The organism is Nocardia sp. NPDC056541 (genome assembly GCF_042794235.1).
Lineage (GTDB): Bacteria > Actinomycetota > Actinomycetes > Mycobacteriales > Mycobacteriaceae > Nocardia.
Genome location: NZ_JBHTUD010000005.1, coordinates 19333 through 41933, shown reverse-complemented (window position 1 = coordinate 41933; position 22601 = coordinate 19333). Strand labels below are relative to the sequence as shown.

Annotated in this window: 20 protein-coding genes; 12 read left to right on the top strand and 8 right to left on the bottom strand. The window is 67.6% G+C overall.

The window, feature by feature from the left end; all coding sequences use genetic code 11:
• Positions 1 to 27: 27 nt before the first annotated feature.
• On the bottom strand, positions 28 to 780 hold the full coding sequence (locus ACFQ9R_RS10120; protein ID WP_378990070.1) for a hypothetical protein: 753 nt from the start codon (positions 778 to 780) through the stop codon (positions 28 to 30).
• A 293-nt stretch (positions 781 to 1073) separates the two neighbouring features.
• Here ACFQ9R_RS10120 and ACFQ9R_RS10115 point away from each other — a divergent pair, with 293 nt between their 5' ends.
• The 3 genes from ACFQ9R_RS10115 to ACFQ9R_RS10105 all read left to right on the top strand — a co-directional run bounded on the left by ACFQ9R_RS10115 (position 1074) and on the right by ACFQ9R_RS10105 (position 6654).
• Positions 1074 to 2861: a peroxidase family protein gene (locus ACFQ9R_RS10115; RefSeq protein ID WP_378990069.1), complete on the top strand. Its 1788-nt coding sequence runs from the start codon at positions 1074 to 1076 to the stop codon at positions 2859 to 2861.
• The gene (locus ACFQ9R_RS10110; protein WP_378990068.1) at positions 2858 to 3952 is read left to right on the top strand and encodes a catalase family protein; all 1095 of its coding nucleotides are present in this window, start codon (positions 2858 to 2860) and stop codon (positions 3950 to 3952) included. Before ACFQ9R_RS10115 ends, ACFQ9R_RS10110 begins: the two co-directional genes overlap by 4 nt.
• A gap of 119 nt (positions 3953 to 4071) precedes the next feature.
• Entirely contained in the window at positions 4072 to 6654 is a 2583-nt protein-coding gene (locus ACFQ9R_RS10105) for a LuxR C-terminal-related transcriptional regulator (RefSeq protein ID WP_378990067.1), read from the top strand.
• A gap of 36 nt (positions 6655 to 6690) precedes the next feature.
• On the opposite strand, the gene ACFQ9R_RS10100 is transcribed toward ACFQ9R_RS10105, so the two are convergent.
• The 6 genes from ACFQ9R_RS10100 to ACFQ9R_RS10075 all read right to left on the bottom strand — a co-directional run bounded on the left by ACFQ9R_RS10100 (position 6691) and on the right by ACFQ9R_RS10075 (position 12961).
• Positions 6691 to 6930 carry a hypothetical protein gene (locus tag ACFQ9R_RS10100; RefSeq protein WP_378990065.1) on the bottom strand — a complete coding sequence of 80 codons (240 nt, stop codon included), beginning with the start codon at positions 6928 to 6930 and terminating at the stop codon, positions 6691 to 6693.
• A gap of 236 nt (positions 6931 to 7166) precedes the next feature.
• Positions 7167 to 7961, bottom strand: coding sequence for a SigB/SigF/SigG family RNA polymerase sigma factor (locus ACFQ9R_RS10095; protein ID WP_378990064.1), 795 nt, complete (start codon positions 7959 to 7961; stop codon positions 7167 to 7169).
• A gap of 50 nt (positions 7962 to 8011) precedes the next feature.
• The gene (locus tag ACFQ9R_RS10090) at positions 8012 to 8212 is read right to left on the bottom strand and encodes a hypothetical protein (RefSeq protein ID WP_378628880.1); all 201 of its coding nucleotides are present in this window, start codon (positions 8210 to 8212) and stop codon (positions 8012 to 8014) included.
• A gap of 110 nt (positions 8213 to 8322) precedes the next feature.
• Positions 8323 to 10791, bottom strand: a complete 2469-nt coding sequence (gene pepN, locus ACFQ9R_RS10085) for an aminopeptidase N (protein ID WP_378990063.1) — start codon at positions 10789 to 10791, stop codon at positions 8323 to 8325.
• Between the two features lie 52 nt (positions 10792 to 10843).
• Positions 10844 to 12676: a glutamine--fructose-6-phosphate transaminase (isomerizing) gene (gene glmS, locus ACFQ9R_RS10080; protein ID WP_378990062.1), complete on the bottom strand. Its 1833-nt coding sequence runs from the start codon at positions 12674 to 12676 to the stop codon at positions 10844 to 10846.
• A gap of 15 nt (positions 12677 to 12691) precedes the next feature.
• A complete protein-coding gene (locus tag ACFQ9R_RS10075; RefSeq protein WP_378990060.1) occupies positions 12692 to 12961 on the bottom strand; it encodes a hypothetical protein in 270 nt (89 codons plus the stop codon).
• Between the two features lie 242 nt (positions 12962 to 13203).
• Here ACFQ9R_RS10075 and ACFQ9R_RS10070 point away from each other — a divergent pair, with 242 nt between their 5' ends.
• Complete coding sequence (locus ACFQ9R_RS10070) at positions 13204 to 14709, top strand: hypothetical protein (protein ID WP_378990059.1); 1506 nt, start codon at positions 13204 to 13206, stop codon at positions 14707 to 14709.
• A gap of 21 nt (positions 14710 to 14730) precedes the next feature.
• Here the strand turns inward: ACFQ9R_RS10070 and ACFQ9R_RS10065 are convergent, their stop codons facing one another.
• A complete protein-coding gene (locus tag ACFQ9R_RS10065) occupies positions 14731 to 15336 on the bottom strand; it encodes a TerD family protein (protein ID WP_378990057.1) in 606 nt (201 codons plus the stop codon).
• Positions 15337 to 15433: 97 nt separating this feature from the next.
• On the opposite strand from ACFQ9R_RS10065, the gene ACFQ9R_RS10060 reads away from it, so the two are divergent.
• From ACFQ9R_RS10060 to ACFQ9R_RS10025, 8 genes are all read left to right on the top strand, one after another.
• Entirely contained in the window at positions 15434 to 16192 is a 759-nt protein-coding gene (locus tag ACFQ9R_RS10060; RefSeq protein WP_378990056.1) for a spermidine synthase, read from the top strand.
• Between the two features lie 152 nt (positions 16193 to 16344).
• Positions 16345 to 16890 carry a hypothetical protein gene (locus tag ACFQ9R_RS10055; RefSeq protein WP_378990055.1) on the top strand — a complete coding sequence of 182 codons (546 nt, stop codon included), beginning with the start codon at positions 16345 to 16347 and terminating at the stop codon, positions 16888 to 16890.
• A gap of 109 nt (positions 16891 to 16999) precedes the next feature.
• Positions 17000 to 17932 carry a TauD/TfdA dioxygenase family protein gene (locus ACFQ9R_RS10050; protein WP_378990054.1) on the top strand — a complete coding sequence of 311 codons (933 nt, stop codon included), beginning with the start codon at positions 17000 to 17002 and terminating at the stop codon, positions 17930 to 17932.
• A 133-nt stretch (positions 17933 to 18065) separates the two neighbouring features.
• The gene (locus ACFQ9R_RS10045; RefSeq protein WP_378628901.1) at positions 18066 to 18707 is read left to right on the top strand and encodes an ABC transporter permease; all 642 of its coding nucleotides are present in this window, start codon (positions 18066 to 18068) and stop codon (positions 18705 to 18707) included.
• Positions 18707 to 19987, top strand: coding sequence for an ATP-binding cassette domain-containing protein (locus ACFQ9R_RS10040; protein ID WP_378990053.1), 1281 nt, complete (start codon positions 18707 to 18709; stop codon positions 19985 to 19987). The genes ACFQ9R_RS10045 and ACFQ9R_RS10040 overlap by 1 nt, the downstream gene beginning before the upstream one ends.
• Positions 19984 to 20721 carry an ABC transporter permease gene (locus ACFQ9R_RS10035; protein ID WP_378990051.1) on the top strand — a complete coding sequence of 246 codons (738 nt, stop codon included), beginning with the start codon at positions 19984 to 19986 and terminating at the stop codon, positions 20719 to 20721. The genes ACFQ9R_RS10040 and ACFQ9R_RS10035 overlap by 4 nt, the downstream gene beginning before the upstream one ends.
• Positions 20718 to 21689 (top strand): glycine betaine ABC transporter substrate-binding protein, encoded by a 972-nt coding sequence (locus tag ACFQ9R_RS10030; protein ID WP_378990050.1) that lies wholly within the window; start codon positions 20718 to 20720, stop codon positions 21687 to 21689. Before ACFQ9R_RS10035 ends, ACFQ9R_RS10030 begins: the two co-directional genes overlap by 4 nt.
• 69 nt (positions 21690 to 21758) lie before the next feature.
• The gene (locus tag ACFQ9R_RS10025; protein WP_378990049.1) at positions 21759 to 22484 is read left to right on the top strand and encodes a GNAT family N-acetyltransferase; all 726 of its coding nucleotides are present in this window, start codon (positions 21759 to 21761) and stop codon (positions 22482 to 22484) included.
• Positions 22485 to 22601: the final 117 nt, after the last annotated feature.

Genomic DNA, 22601 nt, shown 5'->3' with positions numbered 1-22601 from the left:
GACCGGTCATCGACCCCCTGCCGAGCGTTACCCGAGCCGGTGCGCCGCCGCCAGTGCGGTGAGCACCTGCTCGGTTTTGGTATCACCCGACGCGATCGTCAGGCCGAGCGTACGTAGGGCGGCTTCGAGTTCGCGCCGGGCGTCGAGCGCGCGTAGGTGCAGATCGACGGGCGAATCGGCTTGTTGCGGTGTGACTTTCAGCGACAGCTCGACCAGATCGAGTCCGGTGGTGCTCCACCGTTCGACATCGGCGCGCAATGTCCCCACCGGCACCCCCGTCCACCGTGCCGAAGCGACCGGTCCCATCGCGCGCAGGTGGTCGACCGCGACGCCGGGCGGCGTGCAGCTGACCAGGAACTGGCGCTGAGCCGAGTGGAGCGCGCCGGTGACATCGACACCCCGGGCCACGGCCGCGCGCAGCGAACCGGCAGGCCGGGAGCTGATCGCCGAGGCCGACAGCATCCGCCGATCGGCCGACCAGTCGCTTTCGATGCGGTACCGCACACCCGGCTCGGTGAAGGGCGCCCCCCAGCGGCCCGCCAGCTGGGAGGGCACGCACGGTCGCAGTTTGACGGTGAGATCGTCTTCCTCCGCGCCGCTGCGCAACCGGATGACGATGCGGCTCGACAGCAGCGTGGGCGCCCCCGCGGTACCCGGGTGCAGCGGCTCGGCGAACCAGATGTCGCGGTGGACCGCGGCGGTGTCGGAACATCGGAGCCGGCGCAGTGCGCCCGCGACATCCCCGTCGAGGTTCACTTTGATCTCGATCGGCGTGATCACCGGGCCCCCTTTCTGTCGCTGTGACGGGTATTGCCCGCGGTGCGCGGGCTCCCTGGAAGCCAGATTCGCCCATCGACGGGCCGCGGCGCGCGCGTAGTGCGCTACCCGATCAGGTCGTGCGTCCGGGTCGAGCGAGGACCATCGACGACAGCTGCGCCGGATCGGCGCCCCGGTGCCCGCGTGCGCGTGCCCGCGCGTAGTGGACTACTCGTGACAGGCCTGACCAGGCGCCGGAGACTGGATTCGATCGGTCCGGTAGGCGGCGAGCACGCGCCATTCCGTGGAGGTTCTCGATGGTCGACGCACAGCAGCAAACACTGGTCACTCGCGCATTGGTCACCGCCGCGGAGGCGCTCGACCGGCGTGTCGGCTGGTTCCGGCTACCGACCCCGTTGGGGTTGGCCGTGCTGGTCGGCCTGCGCAGCAGACTGCGGGCGCGCAACCTCTTCGACACCGGCCCGCACCCGGCCGGACCGTTGCCCCCGGACGACGCCGGCGAACACCGCAACGCACGCACCGTCGAGGGCACCTACAACAGCCCCGACGACCCGCGCGCGGGCTCGATCGGCTGCCGATTCGGCCGCAACGTCCCACTCGATCGCACCTACCCCGAGGATCCCGCGCGGATCATGGAACCCAACCCGCGCACGATCAGCAGGCAGCTGCTCACGCGCGACCGATTCCAGCCGGCCACCACCCTGAATCTGCTGGCTGCGGCCTGGATCCAGTTCGAGGTGCACGACTGGTTCGTGCACGACCCCGCCGAACAGGACCCCTTCGTCGTCACCCTGGACGACGATGATCCGTGGCCGCACCCCCCGATGGCGATCCCGCGCACGGTGACGGTGCCCGCCCCTGACCCGGGCGCCGCGCCGACCTACGTCACCGGCGAGACCCACTGGTGGGATGCCTCTCAGATCTATGGCAAGACAGCGGAATTCGCCGCTTCCCTGCGCTCGGGAAAGCACGGCCAGCTCGTGATCGACGAACTCGGACTCCCGCCGCTGGACGCCGAGCGGCTGGTGGCACTCGATCCCTCGGCGGCCAACGCCTGGGTGGGCCTGGCCCTGCTGCACTCGCTGTTCCTGCGCGAACACAACGCGATCTGTGCCCGCCTGACCCGGCGCTACCCCGACATGAACGACCAGCAGCTCTACGACACCGCCCGGCTGGTCAACTCCGCGTTGATCGCGAAGATCCACACTGTCGACTGGACACCGGCCGTGATCGCCCATCCCACCACCGTGGCGGCCATGCGCGCGAACTGGTTCGGCGTGCTGGGAGAGCGGGTTTCGCGGCGCTTCGGCCACTTCATCGGCAACGAAGTGCTGTGCGGCATACCGGGTTCCGCGCGCGACGACAGCGGAGTGCCGTACTCGCTCACCGAGGAGTTCGTCTCGGTCTACCGCATGCATCCGCTGATCCCCGACGCGCTCGTCGTCCGCAGCCTGGCCGACGACACCGTGCTGGCCGAGCACCCGCTGCCCGACCTCGGCGTCGCCCACATCCGCGAACGGCTCGCCGAGACGGCGATGGACACGCTGCTCTACTCCTTCGGCCGAGCCAACCCTGGCGCGTTGACGCTGCACAACTACCCCGTTCACCTCCAACAGCTGGAGCGTCCGGGCCAACCGCTGCTCGACCTCGCGACCGTCGACATCCTGCGGGTTCGCGAGCGAGGTGTGCCGCGCTACAACGAGTTCCGGCGGCACCTGCGCCTACCGCCGGTCACCTCGTTCGACGAACTCACCGATGACCCGCGGTGGGCGCGCGAACTCGAAGAGGTCTACGGCGACGTGGACGATGTCGACCTGATGATCGGCCTCTACGCCGAGCCCAAGCCGCCCGGTTTCGGCTTCAGCGACACCGCCTTTCGCGTGTTCGTGCTGATGGCGTCGCGGCGGCTGTCGGCGGACCGGTTCTTCACCACCGACTTCCGGCCCGAGATCTACACCGAGGCGGGCTTGGCCTGGGTGCGTGACAACACGATGCGCAGCGTGCTGCTGCGCCATTTCCCGACCCTCGCGCCCGCGCTGGAGGGCGTCGCGAATCCGTTCGCCCCGTGGAGGAGCCCGCGATGAGCTATGTGAGCTACCGCGAGGACCTGGAACAACCGCGGCCCGACGAAGAACAGATCATCGACAAGATCATCGCGGTTCTGCGCGACAACAATGAACGCGCCTACCGCAAGTACAAGCGAGGTTTGCGCGACGCCCATGCCAAGAGTCACGGCATCCTGCGCGGCGAACTGACGGTGCCCGCGGGCCTGCCGCCAGAACTGGCCCAGGGCATGTTCGCCACCCCGGCCACCTATCCGGTGATCGCGCGGTTGTCGAGTACCTCCGGGGTGATCCGCAGCGACCAGCTACGCGGCGTCCGCGGACTCGGGATCAAGGTGCTCGGGGTACACGGGCCGCGCGCGCTGCCCGACGACGAGGCGAGCACGCAGGACTTCATCATGGTGACCCATCGTGAGTTCCTCTTCGCCGACGCGCACGCCTACCTCACCAAGGGCATGCCGACCGCGTGGGTGCTGGCCCGGCTGCCCGACGCCGCCCTGCGCGCGGGCAGCGACCTCGTCGCCGCGCTGAACACACACGTGCTGCGCCGGATCGGGCGCAGCGTGCCACCGAATCTCGGTGTCTTCGTCGCACCCAACACCCACATCCTCGGCGAGACCTTCTACTCCTCGGCGCCGCTGCGCTACGGCGACTATGTGGCCAAGCTGCTCTACGTGCCGGTGTCGCCGGAAGTCGTTGCACTGCAAGGGCAACCGGTCGACCCCGACGCGGGAGTCAATGCCCATCAGGACCTGATCGTCGACTTCTTCGCCGCGCACAGCGCCACCTACGAACTGCGCGCGCAACTGTGCACCGATACCGCCACCATGCCGATCGAGGACGCGACTGCGCCATGGCCCGAAGACGACTCACCGCACCGCACCGTGGCGACCATCCGCTTCGACGTGCAGGATCCGTACACCCCGCAGCGGCGTGCCTACGGTGACGACGTGCTCTCGTTCAACTCCTGGCGTGGCCTGGACGCGCACCGGCCGCTCGGCTCGATCAACCGGCTCAAGAAGCGCGTGTACGAGGCCTCGAGCAACTACCGCCACGACGTCAACAACGCGCCGCGGCTCGAGCCCCGTGACGCCACCGAGCTCCCGCCGTGACCATCGCGGCACCCGCCCATGCGCCGCGCGCGCCCGCCGCGCCGGTCCACCCGCGCGTCGGCCGTGTCGCCGGGCCGAGTCGTTGTGACAGGGCCGGACGGGAACTACACTTTTCATGTATGGGCGGACTCTGGCAGCTGCTCGATCGTCCCGCCGAATATGACGCCGTCCGTAAGGCTTTGACGAACCGCGACACCGGTGGCGTGATCCTCGTCGGTGCCGCGGGCGTCGGCAAGACCACCCTGGCCCGAATGGTCACCGCTGTGCTGTCCGAGCCGGTGCGCTGGGTGGCCTGTACCGCGTCGTCACAAGCCATTCCACTCGGTGCGTTCGCGCCCTGGATCGCCGCGTCGGTGTCGCGCGATCCGCTCGCGCTGCTGCATTCGGCCCGGGAGAACGTGCTCGCCCAGCCCGATACGGTGATCGGCGTCGACGACGCGCACCTGCTCGACATCCTCTCGGCCACGCTGGTGCACCAGATCGCCGTCGACCGTGGGGCCCGCATCATCGCCACCGTGCGCACCGGGGAATCGCTGCCCGACGCGGTCACCTCACTGTGGAAGGACGGGTACCTCGAGCGAATCGAGTTGGCGCCGTTCACCAAAACCCAGTGCACCGAACTCGTCGAGACCGTGCTCGGCGGGACGCTGGAGGGGCTGAGCGCCGATGTGATGTGGGAGTCCTCGGGCGGCAACCCACTGTTCCTGCGCAACATGGTCGAGGGGGGCGTCGAGGCGAGCACTCTGACCGACGTCAACGGCGTCTGGCAGTTGCGCGGGCCCACCGCGGTGCCCTCGGGTCTGGTCGAGTTGCTCGGCGAGCGGTTGAGCAGGGCGGGCGCGCCTGTGCTCGACGTGCTGGAGACGCTGGCTGTGCACGAGCCGCTCGACGTCGACATCCTCAGCGAGCTCGTCGGCGCCGACGCCGTGGACACTGCCGAGGTCACCGGCCTCATCCGGGTCACGAGCCACAACGGGGTCGTCGATGTCCGGTTCAGTCATCCGCTGCTCGGTGAGGTGGTGCGCTGCCGTCTCGGCACAGCCGCCGCGCGCACCCGGCGCGGACGTCTCGTCGAGACGCTGCAGGACCGTGACCTGAGCACACCGGCCCACCGGATCCGGCTGGCGCGACTGTGCGTGGAAAGCGATCGGCCGATCGACATCGTCTTGCTGATCGACGCGGCCAAGGACGCGGTGTCGCTGGCCAATCTGCCGCTGGGCGAACGGCTCGCGCGCGCCGCGTGCGAGCGTGGCGGTGGGCTGCGCGCGGCCGAACTGCTCTCCCGCGCACTGCTCTGGCAGGGCAGGCCCCAGCATGCCGACGAGATCCTGGCCCGGTTCGATCCCGACCGCCTCGATCCGCTGCAACTGGTGCAGTGGGGTGTGGTGCGCGCCAGCTTGCAGTTCTGGTCGCTCGGCGATGTCGACCACGCCCGCGACCTGGTCGAGATGCTGCGCACCCGCGTCGAGTATCCCGCTCTTCGCCTGACGGTCGATGCCGCCGCGGCGGCGATGGCGGTCCATGAAAACCACCTCGACGAGGGAATCGAGGCTGCCGAGCGGGTGATCGCCGATCCGAACTCACCCCGCCAGGCCGTCGATTTCGCCGCGTTCGCCCTGGGCCTGGCAATGCCGGTGGCCGGTCGCGGCGCCGACTTCGCGCCGATCGCGGCCTGCGGCCGCGCGCAGCAGAAGTCCACCGACGGGATCATCCGGGTGATGGTCCGCTACGGCGACGTTCTCGCCCTGACCACCATCGGCGACCTCGACCTCGCCGAGCAGCGCGCGACCGAATACCGCGAGTTCTCCTCGGCAGGGCAGTTCGTCGGCTGGGCGATCGCGCGCATCGCCGACGGGGTCGTCGCCACCTATCGGGGACGGTTCCGCGAAGCGATCACCGCCTTCGAACAGGCGCTGGCGGCGCTCAACGCCGAGAATTCGCTGCCGTGGAAGCTGCCGGCGCGGCTGCTGCTCGCCCGGGCCTACGCGGCGCTGGGCGAGGTCGAACAGGCCGCGCGGGTGCTCGGTGACGCCGACGAGCACAGCGGGCCACACATGGCCCTGCACGAACCGCAGCGCATCATCGCGCGCGCCTGGCTGGCCGCTGCCGAACACAGCGCGCACTCGGCGGTGGACCTGGCACGCAAGGCCGCCGACCTGGCGCACAGCGCCGGTCAGTACGCCATGGAAGCCGAAGCTCTGCACCATGCCACCCGGTTCGGCGATCGCACCCTCGCCACCCGGCTCACGACCGTCGCCGGTCGTGTCCAGGGCCCGGTGGCGGCGATCTACGCCCGCCACGCCGCTGCCCTCGCCGCTGCCGACCCCCGCGCGCTCGCCGCGGTCAGCCGCGAGTTCGAGTCCGCGGGGCTCCTGCTGTCGGCAGCCGACGCCGCGGCGCAGACAGTGCCGATCTACGACCACGCCGGACAGCGCAGGCCCAGCGCCCAGGCGGCCGCCCGCGCGATGGCCCTGGCCGCCCGCTGCGACGGCGCGGGCACTCCCGCTGTCACCGCGGCGGCGCGCCCCCTGCCGATCACCGAACGCGAACGCGAGATCGCCGCTCTGATCGGCCGTGGCCTGTCCAACCGCGCGATCGCCGAACGACTCTGTGTCTCGGTCCGCACCGTCGAAGGCCACATCTACCGGGCCTGCATCAAGCTCGACGCCACCGACCGCGACCAGCTCGCCGAACTCATCTGAGGTACGCGGGCTACCGGTATCCGATCGCGCGTGCGCTCATCGGCTCGGCTCCGGCAACTGGCATTCGGAGACCTTCGGGTTCATGCCGAGGTAGTTGAGCGGGCCCGCGAGCACCGTGAGTCCGATCGTGCCCAGATCACCGCAATTGGCCGGGGTATTGGTGAAGTAGTCCCGCTGCATCGCCGCCGCCAGCCCGGCCCCGAACCAGACCAGCATCAGCACCGACAGCAAGAATTTCGCGGTTTGATGGGCCGGACTGGCCCGGATCTCCCGCACTTCGCGAATCTCTCGGTCCCGTCGATTCCGTCGACCGCGCATCGTCATCGCACCCTTCCCGCCGGCGAGCACCACACTGACACACCATGTGAACAGCGCCGACCCGGTGGACGCCGCCACGACACGCGCGAGATTCTGCTTTATCAACTGTGCAGCCCGGTAGCCGCAGAGTCAATGGACGGTATCGGTCGAAGCCCGCACCGCATCGTCTCGACAGGGTGCGGGCGGGCCGAAGATCAGGCCACGGGTACCGTCTGGTCGTCGGTGGCCTTGGCACGCAGATCACCCAGCAGCCTGGTGAGCTTGCGGGAGACACTCATCTGGGACACGCCGAGGCGTTCGGCGATTTCGCCTTGGGAGAGCGTGTCGTAGAACCGCCAGATGAGCAATTGCCGGTCCTGCGGCGACAGCTGCGCCAGCAGCGGCGCGACGGTGATCGTGTCTTCGGTGAGACGGTAGCTCGGATCCAGGTCGCCGAACGTCTCGGCGACGGTCATGCCGGGATCGCCGTCGTTGTCGCGGGCGGGAGTGTCGAGGCTGCGGGTCTGGAAAGCATTGGCCGCCACGAGGGTTCGGGCGATGTCGGTGACCGGCACGTCGAGCTCGGCGGCGAGTTCGTGGGCGGTGGGGGAGCGCTGGAGCCGACGGCTCATCTCTTCGGTCGCTTCCCTGACCTTGCCCTGGAGTTCTTTCTCGCGACGGGGAACGTGCAGTGGCCAGATGTGATCGCGGAAATGCCTGCGCACCTCACCCATGATGGTCGGCACCGCGAAGCCGAGGAACGGTGAACCGGTGGTCACGTCGTAGCGGTCGACCGCCATGACCATGCCGAGCCGCGCGGTCTGGAGCAGGTCGTCGAAGATCTCGCCACGGCCTGCGTACTTGCGAGCGATGTGCTCGGCGAGCGGTAGACAGACCTCGATGATCCGGTCCCGCAGAGCGTCGTGTTCAAGGCTGCGGGGATCGGTCAGCGCCCAGTGTGCGAACAGGGGTTCGGCGTTTTCGTAGGTGCGGTCGGTGGTCTCGGACATGCGGATCAGCTCCTGGCCTTCGAATGCTCTCCGGATCTGCGGAGGTGAACCTACAGTGCGTGCAGGTCCAGCATTCTGAACGTCATCATCATTCCCGCGCCGAGGCCGACGGCGCCGAAGATCGCGGCGGGCAGCGATCCGGTGAGCGCAGCCAGGCCGAAGAGGAAGAACACGCAGGTGGCCAACATGATGGTGGTGCTGGTCAGATCCATGCTCGGCGTACTCGTTGTCCGATTACGTGAGTTGGTCATAGATCAAGGGTTCACCAACGCGTCGGTTATTAAACCGTTATTGGTCGACTGGGGTTGACAGAGGTGCCTTTTCGGATTTAGATGTTTGACCCGACGTGCAATGGGAAAGATCAGTTTGCATCGCGCACGCGCAGATCGCGGGCGAGGTGGTCACGCTGTTCGACGACCAAGCGACGCAACGAACTCGGTGCGTCGGCATTCGCGGCGAGCCATCGATCGACCCCGTCGAGCGAATCGGCGGCGGGAAAGAGCCCGACCACGATGCGTCGAGCGATCTCGATGCTCCGCTGATCCCATACCGTGCGCAGTGCCGCGAAATAGTCGTCGTCGTAGCGTGCGATCAGGTCGCGGTGGCGGCCTGCGCGGAACCCGTCGATGGTGGCGTCGAGGTGGTCGTTGGTCAGGGTGGGGTCGCCCAGCGCTGAATCCCATGCCGCGGCTTTGACATCTGCTCGCGGGCGGGCCGCGAGTGCGCGCAGGTGAGCGGTTCGCCCCGATGCGGTGCCGTCTCGTTCCCCCTCGGCGTCCAGGTCGGCGAGCTTGGCCTCACCGGTGGCGGCCAGCGCCGTCCACAGCGCCCAGCGCAGATCGGGATCCAGGGCCAGACCCTCCGGCGCCCGGTCGAGCAGGATCGCCCGGATGTCGGTGGCACGGTGGCCGTCGACGGTGGCGGCGGCCGCCACCGCCCGCGCCCACGCCAGCTGCGCGCCGGAACCCGGTGCCGACGAATGCAGTGTGGCCCAGCAGGATTCGAGCCATTCACCGCGCCACCGATCCCGCGCCGGATCGGGCAGATAATGCCCGATGGTGAAAGACGCGTTCGCCAGGACCGCGGTGAGCAGCGCCATGTTCGTTTCGACGGGCGCAAAATCACGAGCCATCGACAGGTAGCGTTCGGCGTGGAGTTCGCCGTCACGGGTGGCGTTCCACAGCGCCGACCAGATCAGTCCGCGCGCCAGGGGGTCGGTGACCCGATTCAGTGAACTCTCCACGGTGGCGAGCGAATCCACGTCGAGACGGACCTTCGCGTAGGTGAGATCACCGTCGTTGAGCAGCCGCAGCGCAGCGGGTGCGAGAGTCACCGGTGTGTGAGCGTCGACGATGTCGAGTTCCACGCGCTCGCGAATCACCAAGTCACCCTCGGCATCGAAGTCGTAGAGCCCGACAGCGAGCCGGTGCGGACGCGGATCGGTTTGCACGATCGCACCGCTGTCGAGGGTCAGCGTGGACACCCCGGTCGTTTGCAACCAGGCCCGCGCCCAGCCCGCCAGATCACGGCCGGAATCCGCCGACAATTCGGCCAGCAGGTCGTCGAGAGTCGTGTTGCCGAATGCGTGCGTGCGGAAATACCGGCGTACACCCGAGAAGAACTCCTCCCGGCCGACATAGGCGACCAACTGTTTGAGTACGCTCGCGCCCTTGGCATAGGTGATGCCGTCGAAATTGAGTTTGGCGGCCTCGAGGTCGGTGATATCGGCGACGATCGGGTGCGTGGTCGGCAGCTGATCCTGCAGATATGCCCAGGCCTTGCGGCGGTTCGCGAACGCTACCCAGGCGTCGGTCCACTCGGTGGCCTCCGAGCTCGCGAGTGCGCCCATGTAGTCGGCGAAGGATTCCTTGAGCCACAGGTCGTCCCACCACACCATCGTGACCAGATCGCCGAACCACATGTGGGCCATCTCGTGCAGGATCGTGTTGGCCCTGCCCTCGTACTGGGCGGCGGTGGCCGCGCCACGGAACACGTAGGCCTCGGTGAACGTGACCAGTCCGGGGTTCTCCATCGCACCCAGGTTGTATTCGGGAACGAACACCTGGTCGTACTTGCCCCACGGGTACGGGTAGTCGAAGTTCTCGGCGAAGAAGCCCAGACCCTGCTTCGTCACCTCGAAGATCGTGTCGGCGTCCAGGTAGCGGGCCAGCGAAGCGCGGCAATAGATCCCGAGCGGGATCGTGAGTTCCCCTCGCGTCCACGACGATTCGACGCGATGGTACGGGCCGGCTGCGACCGCGGTGATGTACGTCGAGATCGGCAAGGTGGGGGAGAACTCGACGTTCTGGAGCACGCCGTTGTCCTGGATTGCCGCGAACGGCCGATTCGAGATCACCTGCCACCCGGCCGGTGCGGTCACCGCGAACGTGAACGGCGCCTTCATATCCGGCTGTTCGAAGCAGGCGAAGACCCGTCGCGCATCCGCGGGCTCGTACTGGGTGTAGAGATAGGTCTGGTTGTCGACCGGATCGACGAACCGATGCAGCCCCTCACCGGAGCGGCTGTAGGCACCGGTGCCCCGCACGACAACGACGTTCGTCTCCGACAAGCCGACGAGCGCGAGCCGGGCTCCGTCGTACTCGACGGCGACATCGGTGCCGTTGACGGTCACCGATTCCACCGACGGACCGATGAAGTCGAGCCACGTCTGTTCGACGGAGGCACCGAACTCGACGGTGGTCGTCGTCGCGAAACCATCCTGGGACTGATCCGGGGCCGCCGACAGATCGAGTTCGACGCGGTAGGCGCGGACGGTGATCGCGGCCGATCGCGCGGCGGTCTCGGAGCGGCTCAGGTTCGCGGTGTTCACGCCTCGATCCTGCCAGCCGCCCCGGCGCCGTGCGTCGCACTCCACGCGACAACTACTCCACGGTGACGCTTTTCGCGAGGTTGCGCGGCTTGTCGACATCGCGCCCGAGCGCGATGGCCGTGTGATAGGCGAGCAGCTGCAGCGGAATCGTGAGCAGCATCGGGTCCAATTCCGGTGCGACGCGCGGGACCCGGATCACTTCGTCGGCCACGTCCGGCGGCAGGTCCGCGTTCGTGACGGCGATCACGGGTCCGCCGCGTGCCTTGATCTGTTCGATGGTGCTGAGGTTCTTGGCCAGCAGTTCGTCGTCGGGCACGATCACCACGCTCGGCATCTCCTGGTCGATCAGCGCGAGCGGGCCGTGTTTGAGCTCGGAGGCCTGATAGGCCTCGGCGTGCACGTAGGAGACCTCCTTGAGCTTCTGCGCGCCTTCGCGGGCGACCGGCCACGCCCGCACCCGGCCGATGAAGAACATGCTGCGGGCCTTGGCGTAGCGGTGCGCGATCTCGGCGATCGCGTCTTCGTCGGTGAGGACCTGGTCGATGGCGGCCGGCAGGGCGCGCAGGCCGTCGACGATGCGATGGCCGTCGGCGGCCGACAGGTCGCGAACCCGGCCCAGCAGCAGGGCCAGCATCGTGAACGACACGGTCATATTGGTCAATGCCTTGGTCGAGGCAACCGAGATCTCCGGGCCCGCGTGCAGGAACACCCCTGCCCCGCACTGGCGAGCGATCGCGCTGCCCACCGCGTTGACGGCGCCGATGACCCGGCCGCCCTTGCGCTGTAGCTCCTGCACCGCGGCGAGGGTATCGAGGGTTTCGCCGGACTGACTGATCGCGACGTAGAGCGCGTCGGGATCGACGACCGGATTGCGGTAGCGGAACTCCGAGGCCGGTTCCGCGGTGGCCGGAATACGGGCGAGTTCCTCGATCAGCTGGGCACCGAGCTGGCCCGCGTAGTAGGCCGAACCGCAACCGAGGAAGACGACCTTGCTGATACTGCGCAGTTCGCGGGCGTCCATGTTCAACCCGCCGAGGTGGGCGGTGGCGAAGCGGTCGTCGAGGCGCCCACGCAGCGCTCGGCGCACCGCCTCGCTCTGTTCGGCGATCTCCTTGCGCATGAAGTCGGGGAAGCCGCCGAGCGCGTAGTCCTCGGCCACCATGTCGATGGTGGTCGGGGTCTTGTCGGTCTGTTCGGACTCGACTCCCAGTGTGCTGGTGCGGAATTCGCTGTCGCGGATGGTCGCGAGCTCGCCGTCGTCGAGGAACACCACCCGCTGGGTGTGGTGGACGAGGGCGGCGACATCGGAGGCCACGAACATCTCGCCGTCGCCGACGCCGAGCACGATGGGGCTGCCGTTGCGGGCGACCACCAGCTCGGCCGGGCGGCGCGCGTCGAGGACCAGCAGACCGTAGGTGCCGCGGACCCGGTGCAGCGCGGCGCGAACGGCGTCTTCGAGAGATTCGGATTCCTCGAGTTCGCGCGCGACCAGGTGGGCGATCACCTCGGTGTCGGTGTCGGAGACGAGATCGATGCCGAGCGCGGTCAGCTCGGCCCGCAGTTGTTCGGCGTTCTCGACGATACCGTTGTGCACCACGGCGATACGGCCGCTGACATCGGTATGCGGGTGGGCGTTGGCGTCACTGGGCTCGCCGTGGGTGGCCCAGCGGGTGTGCGCGATGCCGACGGTGCCGCGCAGAGCGGTGGTGTCGGCCTTGTCGCGCAGGTCCTGCACCCTGCCCCGGGTTTTGCACACGCGCGCCTTGCCGCGATGCGGCAGTGCCAAGCCGGCCGAATCGTAGCCGCGATATTCGAGCCGATGCAGACCCTCCAGCAGCACGGGAACAGCTTGCCGGTGACCGATGTATCCGACGATTCCACACATGGCGTGATGAACCCCTTACCCGTAGACGATGCGACGAAGTTGCCGTTCGGTGAATGACGGTGCCGCGACCGGGCGCTCGCCGAGTTCGATCTCGAGGCGTCGCCAGATCTCGGCATTGCGCATCTCCCGAGCTTGCAGCTCGGCATGCCTGCGCCGGACGAACTGCTCGGCCGTCTCGTCGAAGTAGCCGACGATGTCGGCGACGACCCGGGCCGCCACGCGTTCGGGTAGGCCGGTGGACGCCACGACATAGCGGACCAACTCGGTGGGTACCCCGTCATTCACTCGCACGATCATGCCTGCCCCGACCGGGTTCGCCAACATCCCTGCCCGAATTCGGGCAGATTGTGTCGCGACTGCGCCTCGATGGGACGCGTCATGCATGCAGTCGGTCCGGCCGATGCGCGCGGAGTTCATGCCGTTATCGCCTTGTGAGGTGTGAGCCGCGACTTGCGAACAATTTGCTGGAAGGGTGTCGAGTACACGGAATACTGCGCATCCGAGTGGAGGTTGTGGTGAGGCGACGAATGGGCGACGCATTCAGTGACCGGCTCTATTTCGCGGGCCCCGCGTCGGCATCGGATGAAGCAGGCGGCAGGCCAGAATACGTCGTCGACGCGGCAATCGTGACGATCGCGGAAGAGATCGTGCGCACGGGTTTCGATACCGAGGATATCGTGCACCAGCGGCTGCGCAGGTTCTGTGCGCACGCGAAAGCCGAAGGCGCGATGGTGAATTGCCTTCTCGGTGCGGCAACTGCGGTGGAAGACGGAGGGGTGGTGCCCTTTGTCGGCAGAGTCGTCGGCAGGCTCGGGCACGCGGAGTTGTTGTTCGATCTGGCTCTGGACGAATCGGGTTTCGATCCGTTCGACGGTAACCCGGTGGTGAATTCGGTCGGGCCGGGGGTGATGACGGAACTGGATTTCGAATTCGTCATCGCTCAGGTGAGTGAGCTGGTCGATAGCTTGCTGCTACCCAATTATCTGGCACTGCTCGAATGGCGTGACCTCACCGGGGAGGCGCCGCGATCACGTCAGCCGGAGCAGTCGGCCGCGTTGCTGTACGAGCTGAACGAACGGCTCGCGCCGGTCCTCGGCGACATGCCGCTGGCTTGGTTGTTGCTGCACTACGCGGAGTTCGGCGTCGCGCCGCTGGCGGACTCGATCCATCGCGCGCTGCTGCGCACCAACGCCGCCGACGCCGTGGCCGCCGCGCGTACCGCCGCGGCGGCACTCACCGCGATGTCGTTCGTGTCATCCTCGGCCAGGCTGGGTGATCTTCCGGTGGTGTCACGCCGTCCACGGCATCAGCCGACGCTGGTCACCGCCAACCACGTCATGGCCGATCTGGTCTGCGCGCTGTCGCGCTGCGATACCGCGAACGGCTGGCAGGCCGACGCGAAACTGCTGCGGACCGCCGACGCGCAGACGGTCGGCTGGCTGCTGGTCGAGGACCGCCGCCATCGACGTGAAACCCGCAGCAGCCGAGGCGATCTCATGGCATCGGCGATCGGGCTCGAGATCATGCTCGGCGTCGATCACACGTCCGGTTCGGCCCCGGCGCCGGCGCAGGCGCCGGCGGCGACCGCGATCACCGCCGATCTGCTTCGCGTCCTGCGCCTGCCCTGGGACCAGATCCCGGAGTCGGCCCGCTACAGTCCGCGTCATCTGGACGGTGCCCTGCGTTTGGCCTGTTGCGCGATGGAGGCCATGGCCCCGGGCGTCGAGTCCATCTCCGATATCCTGCGCCGCGCGGCCGATCGGGCGATCCCCGCGCTGAGCGCCCGCCCGGAACCGCCGATCTATCTCCAGGGCGCACTGGCCCTGCTCGAGTCCTGGCATCATGGCGGTGCGCCACGCACCCGCCCCCTGCTCGAGGCGACCGAACCCATCGCCCCTGTGGTCTTCTCCACGCTGTTGCTGATCGGCGCGGCGCTACTCGAAATGCTCGCCGAGGAGTTCGACGCGGACGTGACGCACGTACTCGACGCACTCGAGACGCGCCTGCGAGCCCGCGACCGTCTAGCGGAGTGACGACGGGATGGGTCGTCACTCTCAGTGAAGATAGGCGGTGAGCTGAGGGACCGCGTTGACCACGTGCTGGGCGATGATCGGTTGGCCGATCAGGGTGAGGGCCCAATCCTGGTGGGGGCGGTGCAGTTTGCCGACGACGATGCCGGTGTGGGCGCCGACGCTGTCGAGATCGATGCGGATCAATTCGATACCGGTGACATTGTCGACGACGCGGCAGAAGCCGTTGGCGATCTGGTCGAACCGCTGGCCGGTGTAGCAGGTCACCAGGAACACGATCGTCGTGACGGCGGGATCGAGGAGGGCCAGGTCGACCACGATCACTTCGTTGTCGCCGTCCCCGTCGCCGGTGACGCTGTCCCCGAGATGGCGCAGCGCGCCGTCGCGCGAGGTGAGCTGCTCGTGGAAGGCGACATCGACGAAGTTCTCGCCGGCGAACGACAGCGCCGCCGCGTTGAGATCGATGTCCTTGCGGCGGGGATGCATTCCGTTGGCGTGGGCCGGGTCCCAGCCCAGGCCCATGCTGAGGTGGGTGATTGCGTGCGTCATGCGGTACTCCTGGCCGATAGGAACCCGCCCGACCGAGCACGAGCAGGGTTGCCGACCAGACTTCCCGACTCGTCGACCCATAAACATGGCGTAAAGATCAGGCCCAGCACAAATCTGGCGGCGTGCTGTGCGCGTCGTCCGGCCGGGTTGTGCTCGCCACGGGACTACCGTGACGGCGATGAGCGCACGCTTCGAAGAACTCGGCTGGCGGCAGACCCCGATCGGCGAGATCAGTCTGCGTCGCCGCTTCGATCCGACGGTGCGGGCCGATGTCTACGAGGTGAAGCTCGGTGACGAGTACCTGATGTCGAGCTTGTTCACCGTCGCCGAACGTGCGCTGTCGCGGCTGGGATTGGGGCGCACGCCCGGCGACCGGCTGGAGGTGCTCGTCGGTGGGCTCGGCTTGGGATACACCGCGCGAGAAGCGTTGCTGGACCCACGAATTCACGCGCTCACGGTGATCGAGTACTCCGACGCCGTCATCGAGTGGCATCGCCGTGAGCTGCTGCCCGACACCGCCGGGTTGGCTGCCGACTCCCGGGTCGAGCTCGTCTGCGCGGACTTCTTCGCCGCGGCGGCGGGGCCGGTGGGCTTCGATCCGGCACGCCCGGGACGCGTGTACGACGCGCTGCTGCTCGACATCGACCATTCACCACGCCATGTCCTGCACGGTTCGAATGCCGAGTTCTACACCCGCGAGGGCCTGCGCGCGGTCGCGCGACACCTGGTCGACGGCGGCACCTTTGCGATGTGGTCCGACGACGCACCGGATGACGAGTTCCGCGAAGTTCTGGAATCCGCCTTCGTCGATGTGGAGGCGCGGCCGATCCTGTTCGACAACCCGCTGACCCGCGGGCGATCCGGCGCGACGATCTACCTCGCGACCAGGTCCCACCGCGCTCGGAGCACAGACCGCGACCAGGCATTATGTGACTAGGAACAACAATGCGGCGAAGTGATTGCCGTCGGCGTCGCTGAGGTTGATCGTAAGTGTCTGGGAGTAGTTGTCCCACACACCGAACCTACGGCGATCGCGTCATGACGGGCCGGTTCGGGATCGAGCTTTTCGGATTCGACATCGGAGTCAGGATGAACAGCTTGCTCGAAAACCATCGCGGATGGGTAGCCGACATCTTCACGGATGGGTTGTACGGACGCAGTGACGCCCCGAGCCCCCGCGCGACGGTCGCCAACGATGCCCGGCCGCTGGCCCCCGCAGACAGCCACCCGCGCCGACCGGAGGAGGTGATCGGGTGGCGCGCACTGTGCTCCTGCGACGGCTGGCACGGACGAACCTGGCTACGCACCGATCTGTCCGCCGACCACGCCCCCTCCGCGCGGGTGCTGCATTGCTCCACCGGACGGCTCGACGCCGACCTCGCCCGCCTGGTCCTGGCCGAATGGGACTATCACCAGCTCGAGATGCAGGCGCTGATTCCGGTGCGCCTGGCGTTCGAGGACACGGCGTCGGCACAGCGGCGCCTCGTCGAAGCCGTCCGCTTCGTGCGCGCGTCGGGAGCGTCGTGGGAAGCGGTCGCCCGGGTGATCAGCGCGCCGTCGGCGGAAGCGGCCGAATCGCGATTCAGTAGTTGGACATCCCAGGGGCACAGCGCGGCGGAATTGCGCATACCGTAATCCCCGCCGATTCGGCCATTCCGCTCAGCCTGAATTCAATGATGGTCGCGGCGCGTTCCTGCTGGTTTCGTGTGACGAGATCGTCCAGGTTCGAGTGAGAGGCCTCCGTATGTCCGTCCATGACGCAGCTGTATCCGGGAGCGCGGTGCGGGTGGTCAAGCTCGGCGCCCACATCGGCGCTCAGGTCGACGGGGTTCGGCTCGGTGGTGACCTGGACGCGCGAACGGTGGCCACCATCCGCGCCGCGCTCAGCGAGCACAAGGTGATCTTCTTCCGGGGCCAGCACCACCTGACCGAGGACGGGCAGTACGAGTTCGCGCAGCTGCTCGGCAACCCGACCACCCCGCACCCGACGGTCACCTCCGCCGGTGCGAAGAGCCTGGCCATCGACTCGCACCAGACGCGGTCCAACGTCTGGCACACCGATGTCACCTTCGTCGATCGTGTCCCGCAGGCCTCCATCCTGCGTGCGGTCGCCCTGCCCAGCTACGGCGGTTCGACCACCTGGGCTTCGACCGTGGCCGCCTACAACTCGCTGCCGGAGCCACTCCAGCGACTCGCCGAGAGCCTGCGCGCGCGGCATTCGAACCGCTATGACTACGCCGCCGAGATCCAGGACCGACCCGCCGATACCGACCGCGACTACCGTCGCGAGTTCGAGTCCACCTATTTCGAGACCGAGCACCCCGTGGTGGAGGTGCACCCCGAGACCGGTGAGCGCGCCCTGCTGCTCGGCTGCTTCGTCAAGGAGATCGTCGGGCTGTCGAGCAACGAGTCGCGGGCACTGTTCCGGCTGTTCCAGGACCGGATCACCCGCCTCGAGCACACCGCCCGCTGGAACTGGTCGCTGGGCGACGTCGCGATCTGGGACAACCGGGCCACTCAGCACTACGCCATCGACGACTACGACGGCAGCGAGCACCGCAGGCTCACCCGCATCACGCTGGGCGGTCCGGTCCCCGTCGGGATCGACGGCACCGCGAGCACGGTGATCGCCGGCGACGCCGAGCCGTACACCGCACCGCTCGAGCGTGCGGCATAACCATCATCGACCGCCACCAGCTCGCGCGCGTCCCCGGGCCAACACCCGGTATCGACTATCCTTCGACGGCACATTCGACCGTTGATCACGCGCGAACAGGTACCCACTGGCCCAGTCCGACGATGGGAATGCCGTGAATTTGTGGAGCTATGTCCAGGACCGAGGCGAGGTGTTGACCTTCCTCACCTACCAGCATGCGTCGCTGGCCTTTCAGACCGTGCTGGTCGGCACCGTCGTCGCGATCCTCATCGCGGTGGCGGTGTATCGGTTGCCGCTGGCATCGGCGTTGACCCTCACCTCGAGCCGGGTCGCGTTGACGATCCCCTCGCTGGCACTGCTGGCATTGCTGTTGGTCCCGTTCGGCCTCGGTGTGGTGCCGTCGTTCATCATGCTGGCGTTCTTCGCGGCCCTGCCGGTGATCGGTAACGCGATCGTCGGGCTGCGATCGGTGCCTGCCACGGTCGTCGAATCCGCGCGCGGCATCGGACTTTCGCGCTGGCGGATCCTGCTCACCGTCGAGCTGCCGATCGCCTGGCCGGTGATCCTCACTGGCATCAGGGTCTCGACCCAGATGATCGTCGGTGTCGCCGCGATCGTGGCCTACGTCCTCGGGCCCGGCCTCGGCTCGCTGATCTTCAACGGCCTGTCGCGTCTCGGCGGGGCCAACGCGCTCGAAATGGCGCTCACCGGAACCATTCTCATCGTTGCCATCGCGTTGGTCTTCGACGCGCTCCTCGTCCTGCTCGGACGCCTCACGATTGCCAAGGGACTGTGATGACCGATGTGACCAGCCAGCCCGCGCCGACCGCGCCCCAGCGCAACGTGACCGGCGATTCCATCACCTTGGACGGGGTCGTCAAGCGGTACAAGGGCCAGGACACCCCCGCCGTCGAACGTCTGGACCTCGAGATCGAGGCCGGTAATATCGTCGCGTTCGTCGGACCTTCGGGCTGCGGTAAGACGACCACGCTCAAGATGATCAACCGGCTGATCGAGCCGACCGAGGGCCGGATATTCATCGGCGGACGTGACGTGACCCGCGAAGATCCCGACAAGCTGCGGCAGTCGATCGGCTATGTCATCCAGTCCGGTGGGCTGTTCCCGCACTGGTCGGTCGCCAAGAACATCGGCGCGATCCCGCGGGTACTCGGCTGGGACAAGAAGCGAATCGCCGAACGCACCGAATATCTTTTGGATCTGGTCGGTCTCGACCCCGCGACCTTCGCCGACCGTCTGCCCAAGGACATGTCCGGCGGCCAGCAGCAGCGTGTCGGCGTCGCCCGCGCGCTCGCGGCCGACCCGCCGGTGCTGCTGATGGACGAACCGTTCGGCGCGGTGGACCCGATCACCCGGGTTCGCCTGCAGGACAGTCTGATCGCGATCCAGCACGAACTCGGCAAGACCATCGTGATCGTCACCCACGACTTCGAGGAAGCCACCAAACTCGGTGACAAGGTGCTCATCCTGTCCGAGGGCGGACACGTCGAGCAGTACGCGACACCGGAGGAGATCCTCACCGACCCGGCGACGCCGTTCGTCGAGGAGTTCGTCGGATCGGGCGCGAAACTGGCCTATCTCACGGTGTCTCGGGTCCGCGATGTGGAGGTCGACCCGGTGACCACCGCCAAGATCGGCGAATCCTCGCAGGTCGTGATCGGGCGGGCGAAAGCCGCGGGACACACCTGGGTGGTGGTCGTCGACGACGCGGGGCGGCCGCGGTCGTGGCCCTCGCTGCCGGAAGTGGCGAGCAAGCCGGAGGTTTCGGACTACCTCGATCGCCGGCTGCCCGTCGTCGCGCAGTCCTCGACCCTCAACGACGCGCTCGACGCCATGCTCGCCGCCAGTCAGGGGGCGACCCTGGTCACCGACGGTCGCGGCGCCGTAGTCGGCTCGCTGAACATCGGCTCGGTGACCGACGTGATCCAGACCAAGCTCGCCGAAGGGCACGCCGCCGCCGAGGACCTGTCCTACGAAACCTACGTCGACGGTTCCGATCCCACACCCACCCCGGTCGTCGCCGCCGACGACGAACACGGATCGGCCGGACCGGCATGAACCGACTGCGCCGGGTCCCGATCGATGTGTGGTTCGAACCGCTCATCATCGTCGTGATCGGCATCGGATACGTGCTCTGGTATCAGTCGTCGACGTTCACCGCGACCGAACAGGCCTCGCTCGGCTGGGCCAATCTGCAGACCACGATCCTCGAGCACATCCGGCTCACGGTGGTCGCCACGCTGATCGTGGTGGTGGTCGCGATTCCGCTCGGCATCGCCTTGACCAGGCCCGCGTTGCAGCGGTTCGAGCCGATCGCCGTCAACATCGCCAATATCGGTCAGGCCGCGCCCGCCGTCGGACTGCTCGTGCTGTTCACCTTCTGGCTCGGCACCGGATTCCGCACGGCGGTCGTCGGTCTCGTCGTCTACGCGATCCTGCCGATCCTGCAGAACACGATCGTCGGGCTACGGCAGGTCGATCACCGCACCATCGAGGCCGCTCGCGGCATCGGCTTCTCGGCCGGGCGGACGCTGGTTCAGGTCGAATTGCCGCTGGCCGTGCCAGTGATCCTCAACGGCGTGCGCACCGCGCTGGTCATCTTGGTCGGCACCGCGACGCTGAGTACCTTCATCGGTGCGACCAGCCTGGGCACGCTGATCACGACCGGTGTCACCCTGTTCCTGCCCAAGCTGCTCATCTCCGGCGCCGTGCTCGTCGGGTTGCTGGCGTTGATCATCGATTGGCTCGGCCGACTCGTCGAACTGGCCGCGACCCCACGAGGTGTCTCATGAGGCGAGTCCCGTTGATTACCGCGCTGGTCGCGACGCTGTCGTTGCTCGCCGGGTGTGGCCTGGTGAGCTCGTCGGGCACCTTCCACGACGCGAGCCTGCCCGGCGGCGAACGTCCCCTCGACGGCGCGAAATTGGTCGTCACCTCGAAGAGCTTCACCGAGGGGGTGTTGCTCGGCAAGATCACCGCGACCTACCTGGCCGCGGCGGGGGCCTCGGTCACCGATCTGACCGGCGCGCCGGGATCGGCCTCGTCACGGCAGGCCCAGCTCAACGGCGACGCCGACGTGCTGTGGGAATACACCGGCACCGGCTGGGTCAACTACCACAACGAGACCGAGACGATCGTGGACCCGCAGGAGCTGTGGCAGCGCGTCCACGATGTCGAAAAGCGTGACTACGACCTGGAATGGCTGCCCCCGTCCAACTTCAACGACACCTACGCGTTCGGTGCGTCGACACCGACCGCGCAGCGACTCGGCGTGAAGTCACTCTCGGACGTGGCCGCGCTGCCGGTTGCCGAACGAACGTTCTGTGTCGACGACGAATTCTTCAGTCGCTCGGATGGTTTCATTCCGATGCTGCAGAAATACGGCATCCCCTACAACGATCCCAACGGTGTGCCCGCGGGCAACGTCACCCGCATGGACGCCGGCGTCGTCTACACCGCGACCGCCAAAGACTCTCCCTGCCACTTCGGCATGGTCTACACCACCGACGGCCGCGTCAAGAACCTGAACCTGGTGGTCCTGGACGACGACAAGAAGTTCTTCCTGCCCTACAGCGGCACCGCGGTCGTCCGGGGCCCCGTCCTCGACGCCAACCCCGTACTGCGCGAACTTCTCGGCACGATCTCCGAACTGCTCACCGACGACCTGATGCGAGAACTCAACGGCCGCGTAGACATCGACGGAGAAGACCCCGCCGACGTCGCCTACGACTGGCTGAAAAGCGCGAAACTGATCGCCTAGCGCAGCGGCACGCTGCCGCGGGCGATCCAGCGCCGGGGAACGTGATCGACGCCGGTCTATGATCGCGCTGTGCCTCAGGATGGTCTTGCCGACGTGCAGCGTTTCGATCCGGTGCCGGACCCGCGGCCGACCGATGAGGTGTGGCCGGAGCTGAAGTGGCCGGTTGCCCCGGATGCCGAACTCGTCGGTGAGACAGTGCGGTTGAGCCCGGTCGATCCGGCAGCGGACGCGGCCGAGTTGTTCGCGGTGCTCGAGCACGATGTCGTGTGGGCCCACATTCCGTTTCGTCCGCGCGATCGACAGGAACTCGAGGTGTTCCTGCGGTCGTGGCACGCGACGCCGGAGAACCATCTGTGGATTGTCCGAACGCGCCGGGCCATCGCCGGCCACCCGGTCGGTGCGATCGTCGGGATGACCTCCTATCTCGAAACCCGAGCGCGGGACGCCCGGTTGGAGATCGGCGCCACCCTCTTCGCCCCGGGCGTGTGGGCGAGCGGGGTGAACCCGGAGGCCAAGTGGCTGCTCCTGGGCTATGCGTTCGACACGCTGGGTGCCGGTCGCGTCGAGCTCAAAACCGATGTTCGCAATCACCGTTCGCAACAGGCCATCGCGCGCCTCGGCGCCCGGTACGAAGGCACACTGCGCCGCTATTCCCGGCGGGCCGACGGCACCATTCGCGACTCTGTGCTGTTCTCGATCACGGTGGAAGACTGGCCGGACGTCAGAGCGCGTCTTGCCGGCCGGCTTCGCGATCTCGGGCGTTCCGTGAACTCGTCCGCGGCACCCCTACGCTGAACGCGGCCGGCTACCGATGCGCTGATACACGTAGGCGCCGCGAGGGTTTCGCGTTTGCGTAGCCTGTCCTGCCGGCGATCCGCCTACTCGGCAGGCCCTCACACTGCGCAGTTGCCG